Raw genomic sequence first — 22,961 nt, 5'->3', positions numbered from 1 at the left:
GCGTTGAGTCGTTATTTGCCACTGCCGGCGACGTCCTGGCCGTCGCGGGTGAGGTAGTAGGCAAGCAGAATGGGAATGGTGGTGAAGGCCACTATGATGAGCGCCACCACGTTGGTGACCGGCCTGTCCCGTGGCCGGATCAGCTCCTGATACATCCAGATCGGCAGCGTGCTCTGCTGGCCGGCGGTGAAGGTAGTGACGATCACCTCGTCAAAGCTCAGCGCAAACGCCAGCATGCCACCCGCCAGCAGGGCGGTGGCGAGGTTGGGCAGGATCACGTAGCGCAGAGTCTGGAAGCCGTCGGCACCGAGATCCATCGACGCCTCGATAAGGCTCTGGTTGGTGCGGCGAAAGCGCGCCAGGGCATTGTTGTAGACCACCACCACGCAGAAGGTGGCGTGGCCGATGACGATGGTCCAGAAGCTGAAGGGTATCTCCATCACCCCATAGGCGGAGCGCAGCGCGATACCGGTGACGATGCCGGGCAGGGCGATGGGCAGTACCAGCAAGAGCGACACCACCTCCTGGCCGAAGAAGCGGCTGCGGGCGATGGCCCCCGCCGCCAGGGTGCCAAGCACCATGGCCACCAGGGTAGCGAGCCCGGCCACCTCCAGCGACAGCTGGATGGCACGCCACACGTCGGGGCGGTTGAGGGTCACCTCGAACCACTTGAGGGTGAGCCCGGGCGGCGGGAACTGGTAGCTCTTGCTCTCGCTGGTGAAGGCGTAGAGGAAGATGAACAGGATCGGAAAGTGCAGGAACAGGAGGCCGCCGATGGCCGCGTACTTGAGCAGGCCGGAGGGCTGGCTGCCATGGTCCCGTTTCATGGGCTGATTAGAGCGCATCGAAGGCCCCCAGGCGTTTCGCGATGGTGAGGTAGATGGCGATGATGAGGATCGGCACCAGCGAGAAGGCGGCGAAGGGCAGGTTGCCCGCCGTGCCCTGCTGCATGTAGACCACCTGACCTATGTACATGGTCGAGTTGCCTATGATGCCGGGGATGATGTAGTCCCCCAGCGTCAGGGAGAAGGTGAAGATGGAGCCCGCCACCACGCCGGGCAGGGCCAGCGGCAGGATCAGGGTGCGAAAGGTCTGGGCCGGGGTGGCGCCGAGATCGCCGCTCGCCTCAAGCAAAGAGCGCGGGATCCGCTCCACCGCCGCCTGGATGGGCAGGATCATGAAGGGCAGCCAGACGTAGACGAACACGATGAAGGTGCCGAGGCGGGAGAAGGAGAGCGACGGCCCCCCTATCACCGGCAGCGAGAGAATGGCGTCCAGCAGCCAGTCCAGTCCCAGAGTGTCGGCCAGCCAGCTGATGACCCCCTCCTTGGCCAGGATCAGCTTCCAGGCGTAGACCCGCACCAGATAGCTGGACCAGAGCGGCAGCATGATGCCGACGTAGAACAGGGCCCGGGTCTTGCCGCTGGTGTAGCGCGCCATGTAGTAGGCCACCGGAAAGCCGAGCAGGGCGCAGGCCAGGGTTACCAGCAGCGACATGCCGACGGTACGCAGGATCACGTCCAGATTCTCCGCCCGCAGCAGGGCGACGAAGTTCTGCAGTCCCAGCTCGTGACGGATCTGGCCGCTGAACTCGTCCAGCCCGAAGAAGGCGTTGGAGAGCAGCATCAGCAGGGAGCCGACATAGATGATGCCGAGCCAGAGCAGGGGCGGCCCCAGCAGAATGGCCAGCAGCAGACCGGAGCGGCCGTAGAGCAGGGTGGAGAGGCGCCGCAGCGGCCTGACGCGAACGGAGTCGGTAGCGTGGCTCATGGCAAGGCTCGCACTGTGGGGGGCGCTCATGGTTGAGCTCCCTGGTGGGCGGTGTGCAGACGGTGGATCGCCTGCTCCGGCCAGCTGAGGCTGACCCGGGTGCCACGGGGCAGGCGGGCCTGGCCCTCGTTGGGGTGGTTGACGATAAGCTCGAGCTGTTCGCCGAGATCGACCCGATAGCGCACGAAGGGGCCGAGATACTCCACCTCGCGCACCTCCCCGGACCAGCCGGGTGTACCGGCCTCGGCGAGGCGGATCCGCTCCGGGCGCACCATCATCTGGCGCTCATCGCCGCACAGGCGGCGGGCCTGCTCCCCCTCGAACAGGTTGACGGTGCCGACGAAGCGGGCGACGAAGGGGGTGGCAGGGGCATCGTAGATGGTATCCGGCGCGGCGATCTGCTCGATCTTGCCCTGATTGAAGATGCAGATGCGGTCGCTCATGGAGAGCGCCTCCTGCTGATCGTGGGTGACGAAGATGAAGGTGATGCCGAGCTGGCGCTGCAAGGCTTTGAGCTCAAGCTGCATCTGCTCGCGCAGCTTGAGATCGAGCGCCCCCAGCGGCTCGTCCAGCAAGAGGATGCGGGGCTGGTTGATCAGTGCCCGGGCGATGGCGATGCGCTGGCGCTGGCCGCCGGAGAGCTGGCCGGGCTTGCGGTTGCCGACGCCGGGCAGGCGCACCAGCTCCAGCATCTCGTCCACCTTGCGGTAACGCTCCGCCTTGGCCACGCCCTTGAGCATCAGGCCGTAACCGATGTTGTCGCGCACATCCATGTTGGGAAACAGGGCGTAGTCCTGAAACACGGTATTGAGGTTGCGGTCGTAGGGGGGCACGGTAGAGCAGGGTTCGCCGAACAGCCGGATCTCCCCCTCGCTCGGGTATTCGAAGCCCGCGATCATCCGCAGGCAGGTGGTCTTGCCGGAACCGCTTGGCCCCAGCAGGGTGAAGAACTCGCCGGCCGGGATCTGGAAGGAGATGTCGTCGACCGCCTTCACCTCGCCATAGTGGCGGCTGACCCGGTCAAATTGTACGGCGTTCATGGGACGTCCTTGTCTGTGTGGGAAGCGGGCCGGACTCCTGTCCGGCCCCATATCGGCATTTACTCAAGGCAACTTCAGCGGCCACCCAGAATGGCGATATAGTCCGAGACCCAGCGGTAGTAAGGCACGCAGGTTCCCTGGCTCTTGCACTGGGAGACGGGAGTTCGCCAGAAGCGAACCCGATCGAAGTTGTCGATGCCGTTGGTCTTGCACCCCTCTTTCCCGAGCAGGGCATTGCCCTCGCAGGCGGCCGGCACCACGGGCACGGAACCGAACCAGGAGGCGAGATCTCCCTGCAGCTTGTTGTTGAGGGAGTGCTCCAGCCACTTATAGGCACAGGTGAGGTTCTTGGCCTCGCTGTGCACCATGCTGGTGTCGGCCCAGCCGGTGACCCCTTCCTTGGGCACTGTGGTGGCGATGGGTTGCTTGTCTGCGATCAGGGTATTGGCCTGGAACGGCCAGGAGCCGGAGGCGACCACCCCCTCGTTCTTGAAGTCGTCGATCTGGACGAAGGCGTCGTGCCAGTAGCGTCCCACCAGCTGACGCTGCTGGCGCAACAGGTCGAGGGCGGCCTTGTACTGATCCTCGTTGAGCTCGTAAGGATCCTTGATGCCGAGCGCCGGCTGGTGGCTCATCAGATAGAGGGCAGCATCGGCGATGTGGATCGGGCCGTCGAACGCCTGCACCCGCCCCTTGTTGGACTTGCCGTCCGGCAGTGTCTGCTCCTCGAACACCACGCTCCAGGAGTCGGGTGCCTTGGGGAACACCTTGGTGTTGTACATCAATATGTTGCCGCCCCACTGGTAGGGCACGCCATAGTGCTTGCCGTCCACCGTGTGCCAGGGGGCATTCTGCAGGCGGGGGTCTATCTTGCCGTAGCTCGGGATGAGCGCCAGGTTGAGCGCCTGCACCTTGCCGCCGGCGATGAGGCGCAGGCTGGCGTCGCCGGAGGCGGTCACCAGATCGAAGCCCCCCTCGTTCATCAACGCCACCATCTCGTCCGAGGTGGCGGCCGTCTTGACGTTGACCTTGCAGCCGGTCTCTTTCTCGAAGCCGGTTACCCAGTCGTAGTTCTTGTCGGTCTCGCCGCGCTCCACGTAGCCGGCCCAGGCCACTATGTTGAGCTGGCCTTCACCCTTGCCGAGGGTGGTGGGGGCTGCCTGGGTCTGTCCTGCCAGCAGGGCGGGGATCAGGGCCAGGGTGAGGGGGGTCAGTTTCATCTTGCTCTCCTTGCTGGGGCGGGCACTGTGGTGATGCCACGCTGACAATTAACATCCTGTTAACCAGTCATGAGCGTAGGAGAAGCGCTGAGCAATGAGAATTTCAATTTTTAACGCCAGAGGTATCTGCTAAATCGATATCGAGTGCAGATGAATCTGAATTTTAGTGGTCGCCCGGCAAGAGAGGGTTAGCGAGGGAGTGCCTGCCGGGCCCGCAGCCGGCTCTGATCCCGCGCAATGTCGATAAACTCGCGGGCGGTCCACTCCAGCCGGGAGCCACGTCGCCACACCAGGCCGATGTCGATGGCGGGAATCGGCTCCTTGATGGCACGAGCCTCGACCCGCTCCTGCTCCAGGGACCAGGGGCGGTAGGCAAAATCCGGCAGCAGGGCGAGCCCGAGCTGGCTCGCCACCAGGCTGCGCACCGCTTCCACCGAGGCGGTACGCAGCACGATGCGCGGCGCTATGCCGTAGCGGCGCAGGCCGCCGCGGATGATCTGGTCCAGTTGATCGGCGGTCAGCGAGATCATGGGCTCCTCACCGAGCGCCTTGAGAGAGAGGGTCGACTCGGCGCAGAGCGGGTGGTTGGCGGCGAGCCAGACCCGCAGCGGCGAGCGGGTCAGCAGCTCGGTATCGAACGCCTCCTGGCGGATGGTGCGGTTGGTCATCAGGATCCCCACGTCCACCTCGCCGTTGACGATCTGGTGCTCGAGATAGGGCTGCTCGTCCTCCTTCACCTCGATCTGTACCGCCGGGAAGGCGCGGCGAAAGCGGCCGAGCGCCTCCGACAGGTAGTAGCCGGCCACCAGCGTCGTCACCCCTATGGTGAGCCGCCCCTGATCCTGCTGGGCTACCGCCTTGAGGGAGTGGCTCGCCTCAGTCATGGCGCCGAGGATGCGACGGGCGTGCAGCAGAAACTGGTGGCCCTGGGTGGTGAGGCTGACGCCACGTGGATTGCGCTCGAACAGGGGGGCGCCGAGCTCGCTCTCCAGCTCGCGGATGGCGCTGGTGACCGCCGACTGGGAGATGTGCAGCTCGGCAGCGGCGCGGCTGACCGAGAAGCTGTCGGCCACCGCCACGAAATAGCGGATCTGTCGAAAGGTGAAGTTCATCTGGGCGTCCTGCCGCGTGCGATCAAGGTGAGTGCCAGCTTAACCTCGAATCGCGCCCAGACAAAAGGCGCCGTGTTGGCGCCTTTGTCATGATTTTTCCGGCGGTTAGCGGGAGCTGGCCGCTTCGATCACCGGGATCCGGTTCACCGCCTTGCCCAGATAGGCGAGGGTGATGGTCACAATGATGCAGGTGAAGCTGAGCCACATGTAGGGCAGGTAGTCGAGGGTGGCCACTCCCAGTACCCCGGCCATGAAGATGCCGTTGTCGCTCCAGGGCACCATGCCGCAGGTGAGGGTGCCGCCAAACTCGGCGTTGCGGGAGAGGTTCTTGCGCGCCAGCCCCAGCCGGTCGTAGTTCTTGGCCATGATCTTGGGGGTCAGGATCAGCGACACATACATGGCCGAGCCGAACACGTTTGCCAGGAAGGCGGTGCCTATGGTGTGGGTAGTCAGGCTGCCGGCACCCTTGATGCGTTTCTCGAAGGCGCTGGCGATCACTTCCAGGATGCCGACCTTCTCCAGCAGGCCGCCAAAGCCCAGACCGAAGATGATGACCGCCACCGAGCCCAGCATGGACTCCATGCCGCCACGGCCCAGGATGTTGTCGATGAAGTCGACGCCGGAGGTGATGGCGAACGGGCTGTAGGCGGAGTGCATCGCCTTCACCGGGTCCATGTCCTGGAACAGGATGGCCCAGACAAGGCCCAGCAGGGCGCCGAAGCTGATCACGGGGAAGGCGGGCTTGCGGTTGGCCAACAGGCCCAGCACCAGCACCACGGGCACTATGGCCAGCGGGGTGATGTTGAACTGCTTGTCGAGCGCCTCCATCACCAGGTTGACCTGCTCCAGACTGACGTTGCCGGAGTACTGCATGCCGACCACGGTGAACAGGGCGGCGGTGATGACGTAGGAGAACAGGCTGATGGGCAGCATCCCCTTGATGTGCTCCATCACGTCGACGTTGGACATGGTCGAGGCCAGCACCACGGAGTCGGAGAGCGGAGAGAGCTTGTCACCGAAGTAGACACCGGAGAGCACGGCACCAGCTACCAGCGGCGCTGGCACCCCCAGGCTGTGGCCGATCCCCATCATGGCGATGCCGGCGGTGGCGGCCGAGCCCCAGGAGGTACCGGTGGCCAGCGAGGTGAGGGAGCAGATGATCAGGGTCGCCAGCAGGAAGATGGACGGGTGAATCACCTTGAGGCCGAAGTAGATGATGCTGGGGACTATGCCGCCGGCAATCCAGGTGCCGACCAGGGCGCCGACGGAGACCAGGATCAGGATGGCCCCCATCCCCTTGGCGACACCGTCGACGGCTGCCTGCTCCAGGGATTTGTAATCATGGCCGAGCTTGATGCCGAGCCCCATGATGACAAACCAGGCGATGAACAGTGCCAACTGGATTGGCAGGTCGAGCACGCTGGTGAAGGAGAAGGCCAGGGCCAGGAAAATGGCCAGACAGGCAAACACCTGTGACATGCCCGGCAATCGGATGTGGTTGTGTTGGTTTTGCATAGATACTTCCTAAACTCTTGCTCGCCAAGGTCGGTCCCTCTCGTCCTGTGGATACACGTATCCCGAGGGGCCCACCCAAAAAGAGGCCGCAATCTACCACAAACCAGGGGGGACAAATCCCAACTGATTTGGCAAAAATGCAATTTTGATTGAAAAACTTACAATTTAGTTGATCTCATAACCCGTTTTTGAGTGCTCTGTCTGCCCCGATGGGACATTCGACTCCGATAGGAAAGTCCGATTGCATACTCCAAAAATACAAATGATAATTGTTATCAGTTGTTGGAGGGGAGTGTGTCATGAGATGGATAGTGAGGGCCATGCTGCTGATCGGGCTGCTGGCCATCCTGATCTGGGGTCAGGAGAGGGAGTACGGGGTATGGAGTCTGGGTTTCTTGCTGGCCGCCTGGGTCATGTTCGAACCCAGGCTGAGACCAGCGCTGATCCTGCTGCCGGTGGCCGGCATGACCGGAGTGGCGGCCCTTGTCTGGCAGCAGCCCTGGTTATGACGAGGTGGCCGGTGCGCTTTGCACCTTCTCTTGCGCCAGCTTGAGCGACTCGATGACGTTTTTCTCCATCTCGGTACGCTTGGCATCGGTCAGGAAGTAGATCATGTCGACGTCGTGACGAATGTAGTGGGAGGGCAGCTGGTTCAGGGTCAGACAGCAGAGATCGGCCATCTGGTTGGCGCTCAGCTTCTGGTTGAGCCCCTGTCTCTCAATCTCCTTGAGCACCAGATGCTCGTAGAAGTTGTGAATGTCGGTATCCAGTATCATATGCGTTCCTTGGCATGACGATGGGCGGTGAGTCGTCAAAAGCATAGTCATAACAAGGGGTAAAAACAAAAGGCCCGTCACTTTCGTGATGGGCCTTTTGCAGAATGAATGGTGCGAAGAGAGGGACTCGAACCCTCACATCCGTGGGACACTAACACCTGAAGCTAGCGCGTCTACCAATTCCGCCACCTTCGCACACTGATTTTCTCCAGCTGGTTTTTAAATGCGGTTGGAGCGCATTTTCTGCGTTTTACATGCCAGAAGCATGGTGCGAAGAGAGGGACTCGAACCCTCACACCCGGGGGGCACTAACACCTGAAGCTAGCGCGTCTACCAATTCCGCCACCTTCGCACATCGGGTTATCAGTCTGGATTTACATGCTGTCTGATAAAAGCATGGTGCGAAGAGAGGGACTCGAACCCTCACACCCGGGGGGCACTAACACCTGAAGCTAGCGCGTCTACCAATTCCGCCACCTTCGCACATCGGGTATCAGTCTGAATTTACATGCCGTCTGATAAGAGCATGTTGCAGTATGGTGCGAAGAGAGGGACTCGAACCCTCACATCCGTGGGACACTAACACCTGAAGCTAGCGCGTCTACCAATTCCGCCACCTTCGCATCACTGCGGTGGGGGATTCTATAGAGTTTTGGGGGGGCGTCAACAGCCAGAAGGTACTTTTTTCGCTGTTGACGCCCAAAGCAGCATCAAGGGGACAAAACTTCAGCAATTAGCGTCACTGGCGAGCCAGGGCGTCCCGATACATCTGTTCGTACTGGATGACCGAATCGGGCCAGTTGAAGCGGGTGTTCATGGCATTGCGCTGAACCCGGGCAAACTGCTCGGGGTCCTGCAGGTAATAGAGCAGGCTGCGGCGCATGGCATCGAGCAGTATGTTGGCGGTCGGATCGTTGAAGCAGAAGCCGGTCGCATGTGCCGGATCGGCATCCCAGTCCACCACAGTATCCTTCAGGCCGCCAACCGCCCGTACCAGCGGCAGGGTGCCATAGGCCAGGCTGTACATCTGGTTGAGGCCGCACGGCTCGAACAGGGAGGGCATCAGGAAGAAGTCGGCACCGGCCTCCACCAGGTGGGCGAGCCGGTCGTCATAGGTATTGATGAAGGCGAGCCTGTCCGGGAATTGCTGGGCCAGGGTGTGCAGCTGGGCGGCGAGGGAGGGATCACCCGAGCCGACGATCACCACCTGCACCTTGTGATGGAGAAACTTGTCCAGCACCGGCAGCAGCAGATGCACGCCTTTTTGTTCGGTCAGCCGGCACACCATGCCGTAGATGGGCAGGTCCACCACCGGCAGGCCCAGCTCCTGCTGCAGGCTCTGCTTGCAGACGCCCTTGCCGGCCAGGTTATCGACGTCATAGGTGGCCGGCAGAAAGTCGTCGAATGCCGGATCCCAGTCCTGATAGTCGCAGCCGTTGAGGATGCCGCGCAGATCCGCCGCCCGCTGCTGGAAGACGCTGGCCATGCCGTGGGCTCCCAGGTGGGTCAGCAATTCGCTGGCATAGTTGGGGCTGACCGCGTTGATCTTGTCGGCATAGAGCACCCCGCACTTGAGCAGGTTGACGTGGCCGTAGTCATAGCTGATGCGCTGTTCGTAGTCGGCAATCTCGGGCACGGCCCAGAACTGCTGGCGCTCGAACACCCCCTGGAACGCCGCGTTGTGAATGCTGATCACGCTGCGAGTGTGCTGGAAGAAGGGGTTATGGGAGTGTCGGGTTTTCAGCAGCAGCGGCAGCAGGCCGGTGTGCCAGTCGTTGCAGTGCACTATATCGGGGGCAAAGGCGAGCTGCTCGCAGGCGTGCAGCGCGGCGGCGGCCAGGAAGGCGAAACGTTCGCCGTTGTCCGGATAGGCCTGGTTGTTTTCGGCATAGAGCTGGGGGCGATCGAAGTACTGCGGGCAGTCGAGCAGGTAGACACAGACCCCTTCGAGATCCATTTGATAGATGCGATAGCCGATATCCGGCAGGCCCGGGTGGGTTGGCAGCCAGCGCGAGACCAGCAGTTTGGCCTCATCCCGTCGCTTTATCGTCTTGTAGAAGGGGAGCATGATCCTGACATCATGTCCCTTCTGGGCCAGGTACAGCGGCAGGGCTCTGGCTACGTCCGCCAGGCCCCCGGTCTTCACAAGCCCCTCAACTTCCGAGGCAACGAACAGGATTTTCAGTGGGTTAATAGCCAACTCTTGCTCCCTTAGGTACCACGACGATACCGCCTTCGGACACGGTAAATCGCTCTCTGTCATGGTCCAGATTTTCACCGATCACGGTGCCGGGCGCAATTTCAACGTTCTTGTCGATGATGGCGCGGCGGATGGAGCAGCCCTCGCCAATCTTCACGTCACCGAGCAGAACCGACTCGCTGATGTGGCTGCAAGGGCCTATGTTGCAGCGAAAACCCAGGATGGAGCGCTGGATCTGGCTGCCCTGGATGAAGCAGCCACCGGAGATCAAGGAGTTGGCGATCTTCACCTTGCAGTCGTCGGTGTCGACGAAGGTGGCGGGCGGCAGCGGCGGGTAGTGGGTATGCAGCGGCCACTTGCGGTTGTAGAGGGAGAAGGGGGCATCGTCGGCCACCAGATCCATGTGCGCCTGCCAGTAGGAGTCCAGCGTCCCCACGTCGCGCCAGTAGACGTTGGGCTTCTCACCCGGGATCACGTTGGTGCTGTAGTCGTAGACATAGACGGGGGCGCGCGGGAACAGGCTGGGGATGATGTCCTTGCCGAAGTCGTGGCTGGAGTTCTCCTCGGCGGCGTCGCGCTTGAGTTCGCGATAGAGCGACTCGGTCTCGAAGATGTAGTTGCCCATGGAGACCAGCGCCTGGGTGGGATCACCGGGGATGTGCTTGGGCCGCTTGGGCTTCTCCTCGAAGCCGATCATCCGGCCCTCCTGATCCACCTCGATCACCCCGAAGGCGCTTGCCTCTTCGATGGGCATGCGCAGGGCGGCGACGGTCAGAGCGGCGGCCTTCTGCTTGTGGAAGCTCACCATCTGGCTCACGTCCATCTTGTAGATGTGGTCGGAGCCGAAGATGCAGACGTGCTCGGGGTCGGAGATCTCGATGAAGCGCAGGTTCTGGTAGATGGCGTCAGCTGTGCCGTCATACCAGCGTTTGCCCATCCGCATCTGGGCCGGAATCGGGTCGATGAAGCGATCCGTGATGCCGACGATATTCCACCCTTTCTTCATGTGCAGATAGAGGGACTGGGACTTGAACTGGGTGAGCACGTAGATGCGTAGGAAGTCGGCGTTGACGAAGTTGTTGAGCACGAAGTCGATCAGTCGGTAGCTGCCACCAAAGGGAACCGAGGGCTTGCTGCGGGTGGTGGTGAGTGGCTGGAGGCGAGTACCTTCGCCGCCTGCCAGGATCATGGTGAGTATGCCTGCCATCGTATTTCTCTCCCTGAATTCATACTATGAAAAGGTTTTCAGCTTGCTGCAAAAAAACACCCCTAAAGGGGTGGTTTGAGGTGTATCAATTACCTTATCAGATCCCGTATGGGGCTCTCTACCTGTTTCCGGTGACTGCTTACACTTATTTACACTTTGCTCAGATAGACCTTGAATTTGGCATCGCCACTGATCACTTCCGTCCGTTTGAAGTGCGTCTCCAGTATAGGCTGATATCGCAGAAAGGCGTTGGCAACTATGGTGAGGGTGCCTTGCGGCGACAGATGCTCCGGCGCCTTGGCCAGGAAGGTTTCGGTGGCGGCGTAGAAGGTCTTGAGACCGGCGTGGAACGGCGGGTTGGAGACGATGCGGTCAAATTTTTCCTGGATGTCGGAATAGACGTCGGATGCCTTCACCTCGCCCTGCAGGCCGTTGATGGCCAGAGTGCGGCGGCTGGATTCCAGCGCCAGCGCATTGATGTCCACCATGGTGACCCTGAGTTCAGGATTGCGCTTGGCCAGCACCGAGCCGATCACCCCGGCGCCGCAACCGAAATCGAGTAGCGTTCCCTGCATGGCCGGCAGGCTGGCCAGCAGCATCTGGCTGCCCAGATCCAGCTCGGATGCACTGAACACGCCGGGCAGCGCCAGCACGGTCAGCTCGGTATCGCCAGCCTGGCACTGGTAGCGGCCAAACCAGGTGTCCAGCTCGAACGAGGCCACCGGTTTGCTCAGTTCGCCGTGATAGAGGGAGCAGCGGCGGGCCGAGTCGCGTTTGACCGGTTTGTCGCCATAGGGAGCCAGCAGCTTGTCGGCCCCGTTGATGCCGCCGCGGTTCTCGCCGGCGAGGAACAGCTCGGCACCGGCTTCCAGCAGCGGGGTCATCATGGCCAGCAGGTATTGGGCCTCGGCCTTGGCCTTGGGCATCAGCAGCAGCAGGGCATCGAAGCGGGGAGCGCCACCCAGCTGGTGATCGAACAGGATGGCGTCGCCCAGCGCGGCCTGCTGGCTGCGGTAATAGCAGTAATCCGTGGTAAACACGGTGAGGGAGTGGGTCAGGGTTGCCAGTTGGCGCGGATAGTCATCCTCCAGGGCACCGCACACCAGCAGCCGCTTGCCGACAAAGAGGGCTTGGTTTCGTTCCAGCATCTGGCTGACGGCACTGATCGGGCTGCTCATCGGGTCTCTCCACGCAATTTTGGGCGGCCATTATACATAGCCGCTTTCGCCTTGACATTTATGCCGTGTTCCCGAAATATGCCCAGACACCATTTTTTGAGCAGAGATGACGCAATGCGGTTCAACGGGTTGAAACGAAAGCATAAAAAAAGCCTGACATTCGGGCCTGCCGACGTTCGCGCGTAACCTCTCATCCCTGAGCAGATTCAAACCCCGGTTGCGCACATCGTACCGGGGTTTTTTATTGCCACATTCATGAGTCAACGGAGAAGGAAATTCCATGTTCAAAGGTTCAATCGTCGCCCTGATCACCCCCTTTCGACAGGGCAAGCTGGATGAAGAAGCGTTGGCGCGTCTGGTGGAGTGGCATATCGAACAGGGTACCCACGGCATAGTGCCGGTGGGCACCACGGGGGAGAGTCCGACCCTGACCCACGACGAGCATTGCCGGGTGGTGGAGCTGGTGGTCAAGCTGGTGGCTGGCCGCATCCCGGTGATCGCCGGGGCCGGTTCCAACAACCCGGCTGAAGCCATCGAATACACCCGCTATGCCGAGCAGATGGGGGCCGATGCCACCCTGCACGTGGCCGGTTACTACAACCGTCCCAATCAGGAGGGGCTCTATCACCACTTCAAGGCGGTGCACGACGCCACCAGCAAGCCCATCATCGTCTACAACATCCCGCCGCGCGCCATCGTCGACGTGCAGCCGGCAACCCTGGCCCGCCTGGCCGAGCTGCCGCGCATCGCCGGGGTGAAGGATGCGACCGGCGATCTGGCCCGCCCCTGGGTGGAGCGCCAGCTGATCAAGAAGCCGTTCGCCTGGCTCTCCGGCGAAGATGCCACCGCCGTGGCCTACAATATCGGCGGCGGTCAGGGTTGTATCTCGGTGACGGCCAACGTGGCCCCCAAGCTGGTGGCCGAGGTGCAGAACCTGGCGCTGGCCGGCCAGTGGCAAGCTGCGCGTGAACTGCAAGACAAACTCATTCCGCTGCATCAGGCGATGTTTGCCGAGCCGAGCCCGGCCGGTGCCAAGTATGCCGTCTCCCTGCTGGGCTTTTGTAGCGAGGAGTGCCGCCTGCCGGTGATGCCGCTCTCCGAGGCAACGCGTACCCGCATCCGCGAGGCGATGCACGCCTTGAATTTGTTATAAAAAATGGGCTCTGGATCGCGCTTTTGACTGGCCAGTCAATTAAAGTGCAGGCTTTGCCGATATACTCGCTTGGATACAACCAAGGATGGCAGGCATGCAGGAATGGGATCCAGAGCACTTCACCAGCTTTGAACACCTCTGTGAAGTGACACTGGCGGCAATCAGGGAAAAAACCGAAGCCGAACAGATCTATTTGTGGCTGCGCGCCCCCGAGTCGCAGCTCTACAGCTTCCAGCTCGATCAGGGACTGGTCAGCCTGACGGCCGATGCCGTCGCCCCCCTCAAGTTGCCGATCCTCTTCATCGAACACGCCCTCGACAAGGGACAACTGATGGTGGAGCCGCTCGCCCAGCACAACGAGCTCTGGGAAACGGTCGAACCACAGACGGTGCGCCTGCGCGCCTGTTTCCCGCTCAAGCGCCACAAGGGGTTGGAGGCCGTGGTCTACCTGGAGACCCGCCGCCGCATCGATCGCCTGCCCCAGCGCCAGCAACAAGGCATCCAGCTGTTGATGCACTATCTTGCCGCCGAGCTCGAGAGCCGGCTGCTGGCCAGCCAGGTCGATCTGGAGCGGGATCAGCGGTTGCACACCCAGGCCGACCTCATCCGCAGCCAGGCGCTGCAAGGCTCCTTCCTCAGCATGCTGCAGGCGCTGCACCAGGTGGGAGTCAAGCTGGCGCGTTGTGACAGTGAACACCAGCTGCTGCACGATGCGGTGGCGCTGGCTCGTCAGGAGCTGCAGTTCGACCGCATCGCCATCTTCCTGGTGGATGCCGAGTTCAAGACCATGCACGGCACCTGGGGCACCAACGAGGTGGGTGAGCTGATCGACGAGCACCACTTCATCAGCCCGATCCCTGATCACCCCACGGTGCAGGAGGCGCTGCGCCGCAAGGATTATGTGCTGGTGCTGGAGGATGCGCCGCTCTACTACGAAAAGCAGGAGGTGGGGCGTGGCTGGAATGCCATGGTCTCGCTGTGGGACGGGGCCACTCCCATCGGCTGGATCGCCGCCGACAACCTGCTGTGGCGCCGGCCGCTCAAGGCTTATCAGAGCGAGATCTTCAAGCAGTATGCCGCCATGCTCTCCCAGTTGCTGATCCGCCAGCGTACCCAGGCGGCGCTTGAACGTTTCAACCGCGAGCTGGAGCAGCGGGTCAGCGAGCGCACCATGCAGCTGGCGGAGAGCAACCGGGCGCTGGCGGAGGCCAACAAACGGCTCTCCATGCTGTCGCTGGAAGATCCCCTCACCGGCATCGCCAACCGCCGTCAGTGGGATCTCACCATGCAGCGGGAGTGGGAGTGGGCGCGCCGGCACCAGAGTCTGCTGGCGGTGCTGATGATCGACGTGGACGAGTTCAAGTCCTACAACGACCACTTCGGCCATGCCAAGGGGGATCAGTGTCTGCAGCAGGTGGCCGCCTTGCTGCAGGATGCGGAACGGCGGCGTACCAACCTGGTGGCGCGTTACGGCGGCGAAGAGTTCGTGATCCTGCTGTGCGGTCCGCAACCCGGTGAGGCGGAGCGGCTGGCGGAACAGATTCACAAGGGGCTCAGTGAATTAAAAATCCCGCATCCGGCCTCCCGAGTTGCTGATTTCATTACGGTTAGCATAGGCTTTAGCTATCTGGTTCCCTCGCTGGATGGAACATGGCAGAGCCTGACCGAACAGGCCGATCAGGCGCTCTATCATGCCAAATCGCAGGGGAGGGCGTGTACGCTAGCCTATCGGTGAGCCCATGTTGTTACGTCGTTATCCCATCTTCAACCGTCGTCTCGCTCTCGTGGCCTATGGCATTGACTATCAGCTTGCCGACCCTGCCGAATGGCCCCTGCTGGCCGCCCAGTGCCGGTTGCTGGCTCAGGGGCGCCAATATCTGCTGCCCTTTACCCACGAACAGCTCGATGAGCTGCGCCCTCTGCTGTTCGATCAGGACACCATTCCACTGGTAGAGGCTTCGGCCGAACGGTTGCCCACCTCTTTTCCCGTATTGGAGCAGTGGCGCGACTATCGGCGCCGGCTGGCGGTGCACGGTGCCCAGCGCGAGCAGCGCTGGCTCAGCGCCTCCCGTCTGCTGGTGTTCTGGATGGGGGAGGAGGGGATCCGTCAGCCGACCGAACACAAGCGGATGGCCCTCGGCATCGAGAGCTGGGGGGATTTTCTGCCGCTCAAGGAGGCAGGGGTCGATTTCTTTGCCGGCGGCTTCCTGGCACGCCCCGAGCTGGTTAACCAGCGCGCCGCCCAGCCGGACATGAAGCTGGTGCAGGAGATACTGCAGCTCATCTGTCACGAGGAGTTCTCCTTCGCCCGGGTGGCGACCCTGCTGCAGCAGGATGCCTGGCTGCCGGGGCAGCTGTTGAGCTACGTCAACGCCCCCGGCTTCGATCATGCCAGCCCCATCGTTTCGGTTAACCGGGCGCTCTCCTATCTGGGGGAGCAGGAGATCCGCAAGTTCGTGCTTATCTACGGATTGGCCAGGGTCAGTCAGCACATTCCGGAGGCCTGCACCCGCATGGCCATTGCCCGCGGCCGCTTCTGCGAGCTGATCGCCCTGAGCGCACTCGGCAAGTCCGCCGCCAGCTGGGCCTTCCTGGTGGGGCTGGTGCTGGACGGCTCGCTGCTCTCCGAACAGCTCAAGGCCCATCTGCCCAAGGACGTGAAGCGAGCGCTGGAGTCCCGCGAGGGACCGCTGTTTCATCTGTTTCAGCTGGTGAAGTGCTATGAACAGGGCGACTGGCCACTGCTGGCCCAGCTGGCGCCTACTTATCAGCTGGATCCCGCCAAGCTGACCCCCATCTATTTTCAGGCACAAATGTGGGGGCAAGCGTTTCTCGCCACCTAGGCCGTGGCGAGCTAGAGGGGCTCTGGCTAGAATGGGGGCCCTTTTTCAGACACGGATCCCGCACCATGACCCTCTCCGGCTTTCAAGGCCTGGTATTCGACCTCGACGGCACCCTGGTGGACTCCATGCCGCTGCACCTCGCCGCCTGGGCGCACACGGCCCGGGAGTTTGGCTTTCACTTCGATCCCGACTGGTTCTATGAGCTGGGTGGCATGCCGAGCCGCAAGATAGCCCTGCTGGTGGCCGAGCAGCAGCAGATCGCGCTCGATCCGCTCATCGTGACCCGTTGCAAGACTGAGCACTACGTGGCCAACCTGCACAAGGCAACCGTCTTCCCGGCCATGCAGACACTGGTCGAGCGTTACCATGGCCGCATCCCCATGGGGATAGGCACCGGTTCACCGCGGGTCAATGCCGCCGCCGTGTTGCGCAATACCGGGCTGGATCGCTACTTCTCCGTGGTGGTGACGGCCGATGATGTCGAGCTGCACAAACCCCACCCGGATACCTTCCTGCTGGTGGCCAGAAAGCTGGGGGTCGATCCGGCGGGTTGTCTGGTGTTTGAGGATACGGGGATTGGCGTACAGGCCGGTCAGGCTGCGGGTATGCAGACCTGCATGGTCAGGGAGGGCAGACCGGTCGGCTTGCAGTATTGAAGCTGCCGCATTGAATCTGGGCAGAGAGCGTCATCATGGGCGCTGAGGTAGAAAGTCCATTCCCATACGGGACTGTCATGACAAATGGGAATGGACTCGGTCACCCTCTGACGCAGCGATGGTCGCGGGGTGACATGGGCATGGCCTTACTGGTCGCTGTTGCCGCCCTGGTTGTCGTCGTAACGACCGGGTGCGCCGTGGGGGCGCGGCGCCATGGAGACGCGAGGCTTGCGAGCACGCTGGATATTGACCTGCGGCCGGCCGGAGTGCATGGCGATGGTGGAGATCTTGGCCTTGTAGACCAGCTGCTGGTTGCCATGGGCATCGGTCAGCAGCACGCTGTACTGGTCGAAACCGCTGATGGTCCCCTCCAGCTTGATGCCGCTCACCAGGAAGATGGCGACCTGACTGCGGTTTTTGCGCAACCAGTTGAGGGCAGAATCTTGCCCGTTCCCGAGGGAGAAGGCTTGCTCGATCGTGGAGTAGCTTGGGGATTCAGTTGTCATAAATTATTGTCCCGCGGAAAAAAAGTGGCGTTTGATTGTGCTAAATGGTCACTTGCTTGTCAAAGTCATTCTCACGCCCGGTCGGGGTGGTGCAACGAGAGGGCTGGTCGGCACGGGCCGCTGCTGTAATAATTGGCGGTTCTGGCCCCGTGGCGGGCCTAATGCTGGGGTTTCATCTTGCATCCGGTTTCACACCAACATCAACCCACCTATACCCATGACGCCACCGCGTGCGAAGAGTGCGACCTGCTGGTGCCGGCCACCACGCTGGCCGTGGGGGAGGCGAGCAGCTGTCCGCGCTGCGGTCATACCCTGAGCCGCCATCTGCCGGAGCAGGAGCGCAGGCCCATCGCCTACGGCTTTGCGGCCATCATCATGTTCGTGCTCTCCAACGCCTTTACCTTCATGTCCTTCTCCGCCAAGGGGGTGGGGCAGGAGATGACCTTCCTGCAGTGCATCACCACCCTGGTGGATCAGGGCTACCTGTTCCTCGGGGCCGTGCTGAGCCTGACCCTCATCGGCCTGCCACTGGTCTACATGGGCTCCATCATGCTGGTGCTGTGGCGGGTCGACAAGGATCTGCACAGCAATGCCCTGCGCTCTCTCGGTCGGCTGCTGTGCCGGATCAAGCCCTGGCTGATGGTGGATGTCTTCCTCATCGGGGTGCTCATCTCCCTGGTCAAACTGATGGGGATGGCCGACATCAAGATGGGGTTGTCGTTCTGGGCCTTCGTCGGTTACACCCTGCTGCTGATCAAGATGATCTCGTCGCTGGACCGGATGTGGCTGTGGCAGCGGCTGTTCGGGCCGAGCGAGCCGCATGGCGTGACGGTGGATGACGACGAGGCCAGCGCCATGAGCGCCGGCCTGGTGGGTTGCCACATCTGCGGCGCCCTGAGCGAGGCCGGCGCCGACAGCTGCAAGCGTTGCGGCGAGCATCTGCACAGCCGCAAGCCGGGCGGGTTGAACCGTACCTGGGCCCTGCTCTTTACCTCCATCATCCTCTATGTGCCGGCCAACCTTTATCCCATCATGGATACCGTCTTCCTCGGGGATGACAGCCCCTCCACCATTCTCGGCGGGGTGCTGGTGCTGTGGGCCATGGGCTCCTATCCCATCGCGGCGGTGATCTTCTTCGCCAGCGTGGTGGTGCCGCTGGTCAAGATCCTGGCGCTGTTGTGGCTCTGTTACATGGTACAGCGCGGCCAGGGGGCATCGCCCCTTGGCAAGCTCAAGCTTTATCGCATGACTGAATTTGTAGGGCGCTGGTCGATGATCGACGTCTTCGTGGTGGCCATCCTGGCGGGTCTGATCCGGCTCGACAACCTGATGACCATCTATCCGGGCCCTGCGGCCGTCGCTTTTGCGGGTGTGGTGCTGGTGACCATGGTGGCAGCCATGAGTTTCGATTCCCGCCTGATCTGGGATTTACAACAAGGAGAACGCGAACGTGAGTGAGCGTAAGAAGAGGTGGAAACCCGGCTCGGACTTTCTGAGCTCGGCCGCCGCAATCTGGATGGTGCCGCTGCTGGCGCTGTTCATCGGGATCTGGATGCTGTTCCAGCACTGGTATTCGCAAGGTCCCAGCTTCACCCTGACGGTGGCAACGGCCGAAGGCATAGTGGCGGGCAAGACAATGATCCGCTCCCGCGAGGTGGAGGTGGGTCGCATCGAGGCGGTGGAGCTCAGCGATGACTACAGTCACGCGGTGCTGAAGGCCCGTCTGACCAATGCCGCCGCCGGCATGCTCAAGAAGGACAGCCAGTTCTGGGTGGTCAAGCCGCGGGTGGGACGCGAAGGAGTGTCGGGCCTAGGCACCCTGCTCTCCGGCGCCTATATCGAGCTGGCCCCCGGCAAGAAGGGCAAGGCGCGCGACGAGTACGCCATGCTGGACAAGCCGCCACTGGCCTCGCAGGACGCCAAGGGGCTGCGATTATCGCTGAGCAGCCGGGATACCCGGGCGCTCGGGGTGGGTTCGCCCATCAACTACCAGGGCTTCACCATAGGCCAGGTGGAAGAGGCGAAGTTCCTGCCCGAGAAGAGCGAGATGCAGTATCAGATCTTCATCAACGCCCCCTATGACGTGCTGGTGAGCAGCAACTCCCGCTTCTGGATGACCCCGGGCTTCGAAGTTTCCATGAGCAGCGAGGGGATGAAGGTGAAGATGGATTCGCTGGAGAGCCTGCTGGATGGCGGCATCACCATGGGGCTGCCCCCTGGCTGGGCACCCGGTGAGCCGGTCAAGCAGATGGACGACTTCACCCTGTTCCAGGATCAGGCCAGCGTGCTGGCCGGTAGCCTGGACCAGTTCATCGACTACGTGTTCCTGTTCGAGGACAGCGTCGGCGGCCTGCACCCGGGCGCGGCGGTGGAGTATCGCGGCATCCGGGTCGGTACCGTCATCTCGGCGCCCTATCTCATCGACGAGAAAGGGGTGCAGATGTTCCAGAGCCGGCAGATCCCGGTGCTGGCGCGGATCGAGGTACAGCGTCTCTCCCATCGCTATGCCAACGCGGAGAAGGAGCAGTGGCGCGCCCTGTTCGGCAAGCAGTTCAAGGAGGGGTTGCGGGCGACGCTCAAGACCTCCAGCCTGCTGACCGGGGGCAAGGTGGTGGATCTGAACTTCTACCCCGATGCGCCCAAGTTCCAGCCCACCAAGCTGGCGGGCTATCAGGTATTCCCGACCGTGCAGGCAGGGCTGGATCAGATCGAACGCAAGGTGAACCAGATCCTCGACAAGTTCGTCGACATGGACACCGCCCAGACCCTGAACCAGGTCAACCACACCCTGGCGACCCTGGATCAAACCCTGAAGAATGTCAGTGCGCTGAGTGCCAACCTGAACAAGTTCACCGGTCAGAGCGCGACCCAGCAGTTGCCGGCGTCCCTCAACGACAGCCTGAAACAGCTGCAGAGCACGCTGCAGGAGTATGATGCCAACTCCCAGACCAACCAGGATCTGCGGCAGTCGGTGCAGTCGCTCAACCAGCTGATGCGCGAGTTGCAGCCGTTGGTACATTCGCTCAACGAGCAGCCGAGCTCGTTGATTTTCGATCGGGCTCGTCCCCGTGATCCCGAGCCCAAGCGAGGTCAATGATGAAGAAACGGATGATGACGCTGGCCTTGCTGGGCCTGCTGGCGGGTTGCAGCGCGGCACCGACGCAGCTGCACTACTACTCCCTCGACGCCGAGGCGCAGCAACCGGCCGCCGTGGTGGCGCAGCCGCAGCATCAGCTGGTGCTCAAACCTGTCTCTCTGTCCGGCCAGCTGGATCGGATGAGCCTGGTCTATCAGCTGGAGGGCAAGGAGCTGCACTTCGCCGAGTACCATCGTTGGGCGGGGTCGCTGGATGCCCAGCTCGATCAGCTGACCCTGAACGGCCTCTCCAGCCGCTTGCCGGGCTGGGTGGTGCGGCAGGACGGAGCCCGCAAGGGGCCGGTGCTGACCATCTCGGTGGAGCGCTTCCAGGGCCGCCACGACGGTCGCGCCGTGTTGAGCGGCCGCTGGCGCTTGCTGACCGAAGAGGGCACGGTACTGCGTGACGTCCCCTTCCAGCAGGTGCGGGTGCTGCCTGCCGATGGCTACGGCACTCTGGTGAGCGAACTGGGGGCTGGCTGGCAGCAGCTGCTCGACCAGATTGCGGCCGAGGTGCGCAAGAGTGCCTGACGAGATGCCGATGCACTGACTCAAAATGGAACGGGAGGCCTTGGCCTCCCGTTTTTCATTCGTGGCCGTCAGCCACGCTTGAGGATCACTGCTGAACTTCGGAGATCCCTTCGACCTTGACCTCGACCCGGCGATCCGGGGCCAGGCAGACGATCAGCTCGCGCTTGGACTTGCTGGTGCAGCTGTCGCCGGTGACCGGATTGCCCTTGCCGCGCCCTTCCACGTTGACCTTGTCTGCCGGCAGACCCTTGCCGACCAGGTAGTCGGCGACGGTCCGGGCACGCTGCTCGGAGAGCTTCTGGTTGTAGGCATCGGAACCGATGCGGTCGGTGTAGCCGATCACGGTGGCGACACCATCCTTGGGTCTGGCCTGCTCGATCTGGCTGTAGAGGTTATCCAGCGCCTGACCACCGGCCGGCTTGAGGGTCGCCTTGTTGAAGTCGAACAGCACGTCCGAGCTCAGGGTGAACTGCTTGTCGACCATCACGGGTTCGGGGGCCGGAGCCGGCATCGGCGCCGCCACCACGGGGGCGACCTGGCCGAAGCGATAGACCACGGCGACCGCCAGCAGGCCGTTGTCGAGTTCGGCCCCGGTCTTGTCGAGCGAGTTGTCGCCGAGCGGGGTGGTGTATTGGTACTCGAGGCGGGCGGCCCAGTCACGGTTGAAGGCGTATTCCGCCCCCAGCGCCCCGACAAAGGCGGCGCCGTTGTCATTGTCGAACTGCTTGCTGTCGGTCCAGGCGTAAGCGCCACCGAGGCGGGTATAGAGATCCAGGTTGTCACTGACCGGCATGCCGATCTTCATGGTGAGCTGGGCCAGTTGGGCTTTTATCTCGTCCCGGCCGATGTCGGTGGGGATCAGCTTGTCGGTCGCTGTGTATTTGTACTTGCCGAGCCAGTCGTAACCCAGTTCGAAGCCCAGGTTCTGGTTGACCTGGTAGCCGAGGAAGGCGCCGGCGCCGACATCGTTCTTGTCCTCTTCGCTGATGGCGTAGTTGTCCTTGATATCCTGGTTGTGATCGACGCCATAGAAGTTGGACCAACCCAGCTTGGCACCGCCATACCAGGTGTTGTCCTGTCCGGCTGCCTGGGCGTTGGCCGCAAGCAAGCCTGAAACCAGCAAGGTAATCAGTGTTTTATTCATGTTGAGCCTCTGCAATTTCATATTGTTGAGGGGAGGTTGACGGGGTCGCCTCTCCTTATGGGTCGGGCTTATAGCACAGCCACAACAGAGTAAGGGTAGTCGCTTTCCCCGGGTTCTCAAGCAACTGATATAAAACATAATGTGATTTTCATCGCCGCAATTTGCCGCCGTGATTTGCGCTCTGCCGAGGGGGCGCAATAGTTAATCGAGGCGGGTCTGCAGCGAGGTGAGCATGAACATCAGGTGTATATGGCTGTGCTGGGCGTTATGGCTGGTGCCGGGCTGGGCGGCCGAGACCCTGCAGGTGGTGACTGAAGACTATGCCCCCTACAACTATCTGGAAGAGGCCGAGGTCAAGGGGCTGGGCACCGAGGTGGTGGAGGCCATGCTGGAAGAGGCCGGCTTCGAATACAGCCTGGACATCTACCCCTGGGCGCGGGCCATCTCGCTGGCGCGCAGCCGTCCCAACGTGCTCATCTACAGCATCAGCCGCTTCCCCGAGCGCGAGGCGCAGTTCCAGTGGATCGGGGTGATAGCGCGTATCGACTTCCATGTGTTCGCCCTGGCCAAGCGCGACGATATCAAGCCCTTTAGCCAGCTGTCACAGGCGCGAGCCTGGTCCATCGGCACGGTGCGCAACGACGCGCTGGAGCAGTACCTCATCAGCCGCAATTTTTCCAACCTGCAGCGCAACAACAACCATGAAGCCAATCTGCTCAAACTGTTGATGGGGCGCATCGATCTCTGGCCGGTGTCGCAGGAGACGGCCTACTACTATGCGCGCCAGGCGGGCTATGGGCCGTCCACCCTCAAGATAGTGCACGACATCGAGGATTTTACCGGGGGGGATCTCTACGTGGCGGCGAGTCTGAAAACCTCGCCCGAGGTGGTCAAGCGGTTGCAGGAGGCGCTGGCCACCATCAAGCAGAACGGCATCTACGACGGCATCGTGAAGCGCTACCGCTGAGCCGTGCT

The 22,961-nt window shown here is 62.1% G+C and carries 21 protein-coding genes and 4 tRNA genes; 9 read left to right on the top strand and 16 right to left on the bottom strand.

Annotated features, from left to right (window positions below; translation table 11 throughout):
* Positions 1–11: 11 nt before the first annotated feature.
* From ACB031_RS15345 to nhaC, 6 genes are all read right to left on the bottom strand, one after another.
* Complete coding sequence (locus tag ACB031_RS15345) at positions 12–827, bottom strand: ABC transporter permease (RefSeq protein WP_371139856.1); 816 nt, start codon at positions 825–827, stop codon at positions 12–14.
* A 7-nt stretch (positions 828–834) separates the two neighbouring features.
* On the bottom strand, positions 835–1,800 hold the full coding sequence (locus ACB031_RS15340) for an ABC transporter permease (protein ID WP_371139855.1): 966 nt from the start codon (positions 1,798–1,800) through the stop codon (positions 835–837).
* Positions 1,797–2,810, bottom strand: a complete 1,014-nt coding sequence (locus ACB031_RS15335; RefSeq protein ID WP_017766454.1) for an ABC transporter ATP-binding protein — start codon at positions 2,808–2,810, stop codon at positions 1,797–1,799. Before ACB031_RS15335 ends, ACB031_RS15340 begins: the two co-directional genes overlap by 4 nt.
* Positions 2,811–2,884: 74 nt before the next feature.
* The gene (locus ACB031_RS15330) at positions 2,885–4,030 is read right to left on the bottom strand and encodes an ABC transporter substrate-binding protein (protein WP_017766455.1); all 1,146 of its coding nucleotides are present in this window, start codon (positions 4,028–4,030) and stop codon (positions 2,885–2,887) included.
* A 188-nt stretch (positions 4,031–4,218) separates the two neighbouring features.
* Positions 4,219–5,142 (bottom strand): LysR family transcriptional regulator, encoded by a 924-nt coding sequence (locus ACB031_RS15325; protein ID WP_252603520.1) that lies wholly within the window; start codon positions 5,140–5,142, stop codon positions 4,219–4,221.
* A 105-nt stretch (positions 5,143–5,247) separates the two neighbouring features.
* Positions 5,248–6,657, bottom strand: coding sequence for a Na+/H+ antiporter NhaC (nhaC, locus tag ACB031_RS15320; protein WP_005305478.1), 1,410 nt, complete (start codon positions 6,655–6,657; stop codon positions 5,248–5,250).
* A gap of 299 nt (positions 6,658–6,956) precedes the next feature.
* Here nhaC and ACB031_RS15315 point away from each other — a divergent pair, with 299 nt between their 5' ends.
* A complete protein-coding gene (locus tag ACB031_RS15315) occupies positions 6,957–7,166 on the top strand; it encodes a hypothetical protein (RefSeq protein ID WP_017766456.1) in 210 nt (69 codons plus the stop codon).
* On the opposite strand, the gene ACB031_RS15310 is transcribed toward ACB031_RS15315, so the two are convergent.
* The 8 genes from ACB031_RS15310 to rsmC all read right to left on the bottom strand — a co-directional run bounded on the left by ACB031_RS15310 (position 7,161) and on the right by rsmC (position 12,018).
* Complete coding sequence (locus tag ACB031_RS15310) at positions 7,161–7,433, bottom strand: late competence development ComFB family protein (RefSeq protein WP_016352123.1); 273 nt, start codon at positions 7,431–7,433, stop codon at positions 7,161–7,163. The two genes, ACB031_RS15315 and ACB031_RS15310, sit on opposite strands and share 6 nt — an antisense overlap.
* Before the next feature lie 109 nt (positions 7,434–7,542).
* A tRNA-Leu gene (locus ACB031_RS15305) sits at positions 7,543–7,628 on the bottom strand.
* Positions 7,629–7,699: 71 nt separating this feature from the next.
* A tRNA-Leu gene (locus ACB031_RS15300) sits at positions 7,700–7,785 on the bottom strand.
* A 45-nt stretch (positions 7,786–7,830) separates the two neighbouring features.
* Positions 7,831–7,916: transfer RNA gene (locus ACB031_RS15295), tRNA-Leu, on the bottom strand.
* Positions 7,917–7,970: 54 nt separating this feature from the next.
* Positions 7,971–8,056 (bottom strand) — tRNA-Leu (locus tag ACB031_RS15290).
* 116 nt (positions 8,057–8,172) lie between these two features.
* On the bottom strand, positions 8,173–9,633 hold the full coding sequence (glgA, locus tag ACB031_RS15285) for a glycogen synthase GlgA (RefSeq protein ID WP_017788197.1): 1,461 nt from the start codon (positions 9,631–9,633) through the stop codon (positions 8,173–8,175).
* Positions 9,623–10,840: a glucose-1-phosphate adenylyltransferase gene (gene glgC / locus ACB031_RS15280; protein ID WP_005305468.1), complete on the bottom strand. Its 1,218-nt coding sequence runs from the start codon at positions 10,838–10,840 to the stop codon at positions 9,623–9,625. Before glgC ends, glgA begins: the two co-directional genes overlap by 11 nt.
* A 149-nt stretch (positions 10,841–10,989) precedes the next feature.
* Entirely contained in the window at positions 10,990–12,018 is a 1,029-nt protein-coding gene (gene rsmC, locus ACB031_RS15275; RefSeq protein WP_371139854.1) for a 16S rRNA (guanine(1207)-N(2))-methyltransferase RsmC, read from the bottom strand.
* A gap of 280 nt (positions 12,019–12,298) precedes the next feature.
* Between rsmC and dapA the strand changes: the two genes are divergently transcribed.
* The 4 genes from dapA to ACB031_RS15255 all read left to right on the top strand — a co-directional run bounded on the left by dapA (position 12,299) and on the right by ACB031_RS15255 (position 16,670).
* Positions 12,299–13,171, top strand: a complete 873-nt coding sequence (dapA, locus tag ACB031_RS15270; RefSeq protein ID WP_371139853.1) for a 4-hydroxy-tetrahydrodipicolinate synthase — start codon at positions 12,299–12,301, stop codon at positions 13,169–13,171.
* A 94-nt stretch (positions 13,172–13,265) separates the two neighbouring features.
* A complete protein-coding gene (locus ACB031_RS15265; RefSeq protein ID WP_371139852.1) occupies positions 13,266–14,906 on the top strand; it encodes a diguanylate cyclase domain-containing protein in 1,641 nt (546 codons plus the stop codon).
* A gap of 4 nt (positions 14,907–14,910) precedes the next feature.
* Complete coding sequence (locus tag ACB031_RS15260) at positions 14,911–16,014, top strand: EAL and HDOD domain-containing protein (protein ID WP_010636011.1); 1,104 nt, start codon at positions 14,911–14,913, stop codon at positions 16,012–16,014.
* 65 nt (positions 16,015–16,079) lie between these two features.
* On the top strand, positions 16,080–16,670 hold the full coding sequence (locus tag ACB031_RS15255; RefSeq protein WP_164465028.1) for an HAD family phosphatase: 591 nt from the start codon (positions 16,080–16,082) through the stop codon (positions 16,668–16,670).
* Positions 16,671–16,816: 146 nt separating this feature from the next.
* Here ACB031_RS15255 and hfq read toward each other — a convergent pair whose 3' ends face one another.
* Positions 16,817–17,176 carry an RNA chaperone Hfq gene (gene hfq / locus ACB031_RS15250; RefSeq protein ID WP_005305447.1) on the bottom strand — a complete coding sequence of 120 codons (360 nt, stop codon included), beginning with the start codon at positions 17,174–17,176 and terminating at the stop codon, positions 16,817–16,819.
* A 177-nt stretch (positions 17,177–17,353) separates the two neighbouring features.
* Here hfq and ACB031_RS15245 point away from each other — a divergent pair, with 177 nt between their 5' ends.
* From ACB031_RS15245 to ACB031_RS15235, 3 genes are read left to right on the top strand one after another with little or no spacing between them, the layout of a single operon-like run.
* Positions 17,354–18,634 (top strand): PqiA/YebS family transporter subunit, encoded by a 1,281-nt coding sequence (locus ACB031_RS15245; RefSeq protein WP_371139851.1) that lies wholly within the window; start codon positions 17,354–17,356, stop codon positions 18,632–18,634.
* Entirely contained in the window at positions 18,627–20,273 is a 1,647-nt protein-coding gene (gene pqiB / locus ACB031_RS15240; RefSeq protein WP_005305443.1) for an intermembrane transport protein PqiB, read from the top strand. Before ACB031_RS15245 ends, pqiB begins: the two co-directional genes overlap by 8 nt.
* Entirely contained in the window at positions 20,273–20,842 is a 570-nt protein-coding gene (locus ACB031_RS15235) for a membrane integrity-associated transporter subunit PqiC (protein ID WP_025201103.1), read from the top strand. The genes pqiB and ACB031_RS15235 overlap by 1 nt, the downstream gene beginning before the upstream one ends.
* An 85-nt stretch (positions 20,843–20,927) precedes the next feature.
* On the opposite strand, the gene ompA is transcribed toward ACB031_RS15235, so the two are convergent.
* Positions 20,928–21,986 (bottom strand): porin OmpA, encoded by a 1,059-nt coding sequence (ompA, locus tag ACB031_RS15230; RefSeq protein WP_123246664.1) that lies wholly within the window; start codon positions 21,984–21,986, stop codon positions 20,928–20,930.
* Positions 21,987–22,218: 232 nt separating this feature from the next.
* Between ompA and ACB031_RS15225 the strand changes: the two genes are divergently transcribed.
* Complete coding sequence (locus ACB031_RS15225; protein WP_124249279.1) at positions 22,219–22,953, top strand: ABC transporter substrate-binding protein; 735 nt, start codon at positions 22,219–22,221, stop codon at positions 22,951–22,953.
* Positions 22,954–22,961 lie beyond the last annotated feature (8 nt).

It is taken from the genome of Aeromonas sp. S8(2024) (assembly GCF_041403085.1).
GTDB classification, from domain to species: Bacteria; Pseudomonadota; Gammaproteobacteria; order Enterobacterales; family Aeromonadaceae; genus Aeromonas; species Aeromonas dhakensis.
The sequence above is the reverse complement of the archived record's forward strand: the minus strand, read 5'-3'. Positions and strand labels throughout refer to the sequence as shown.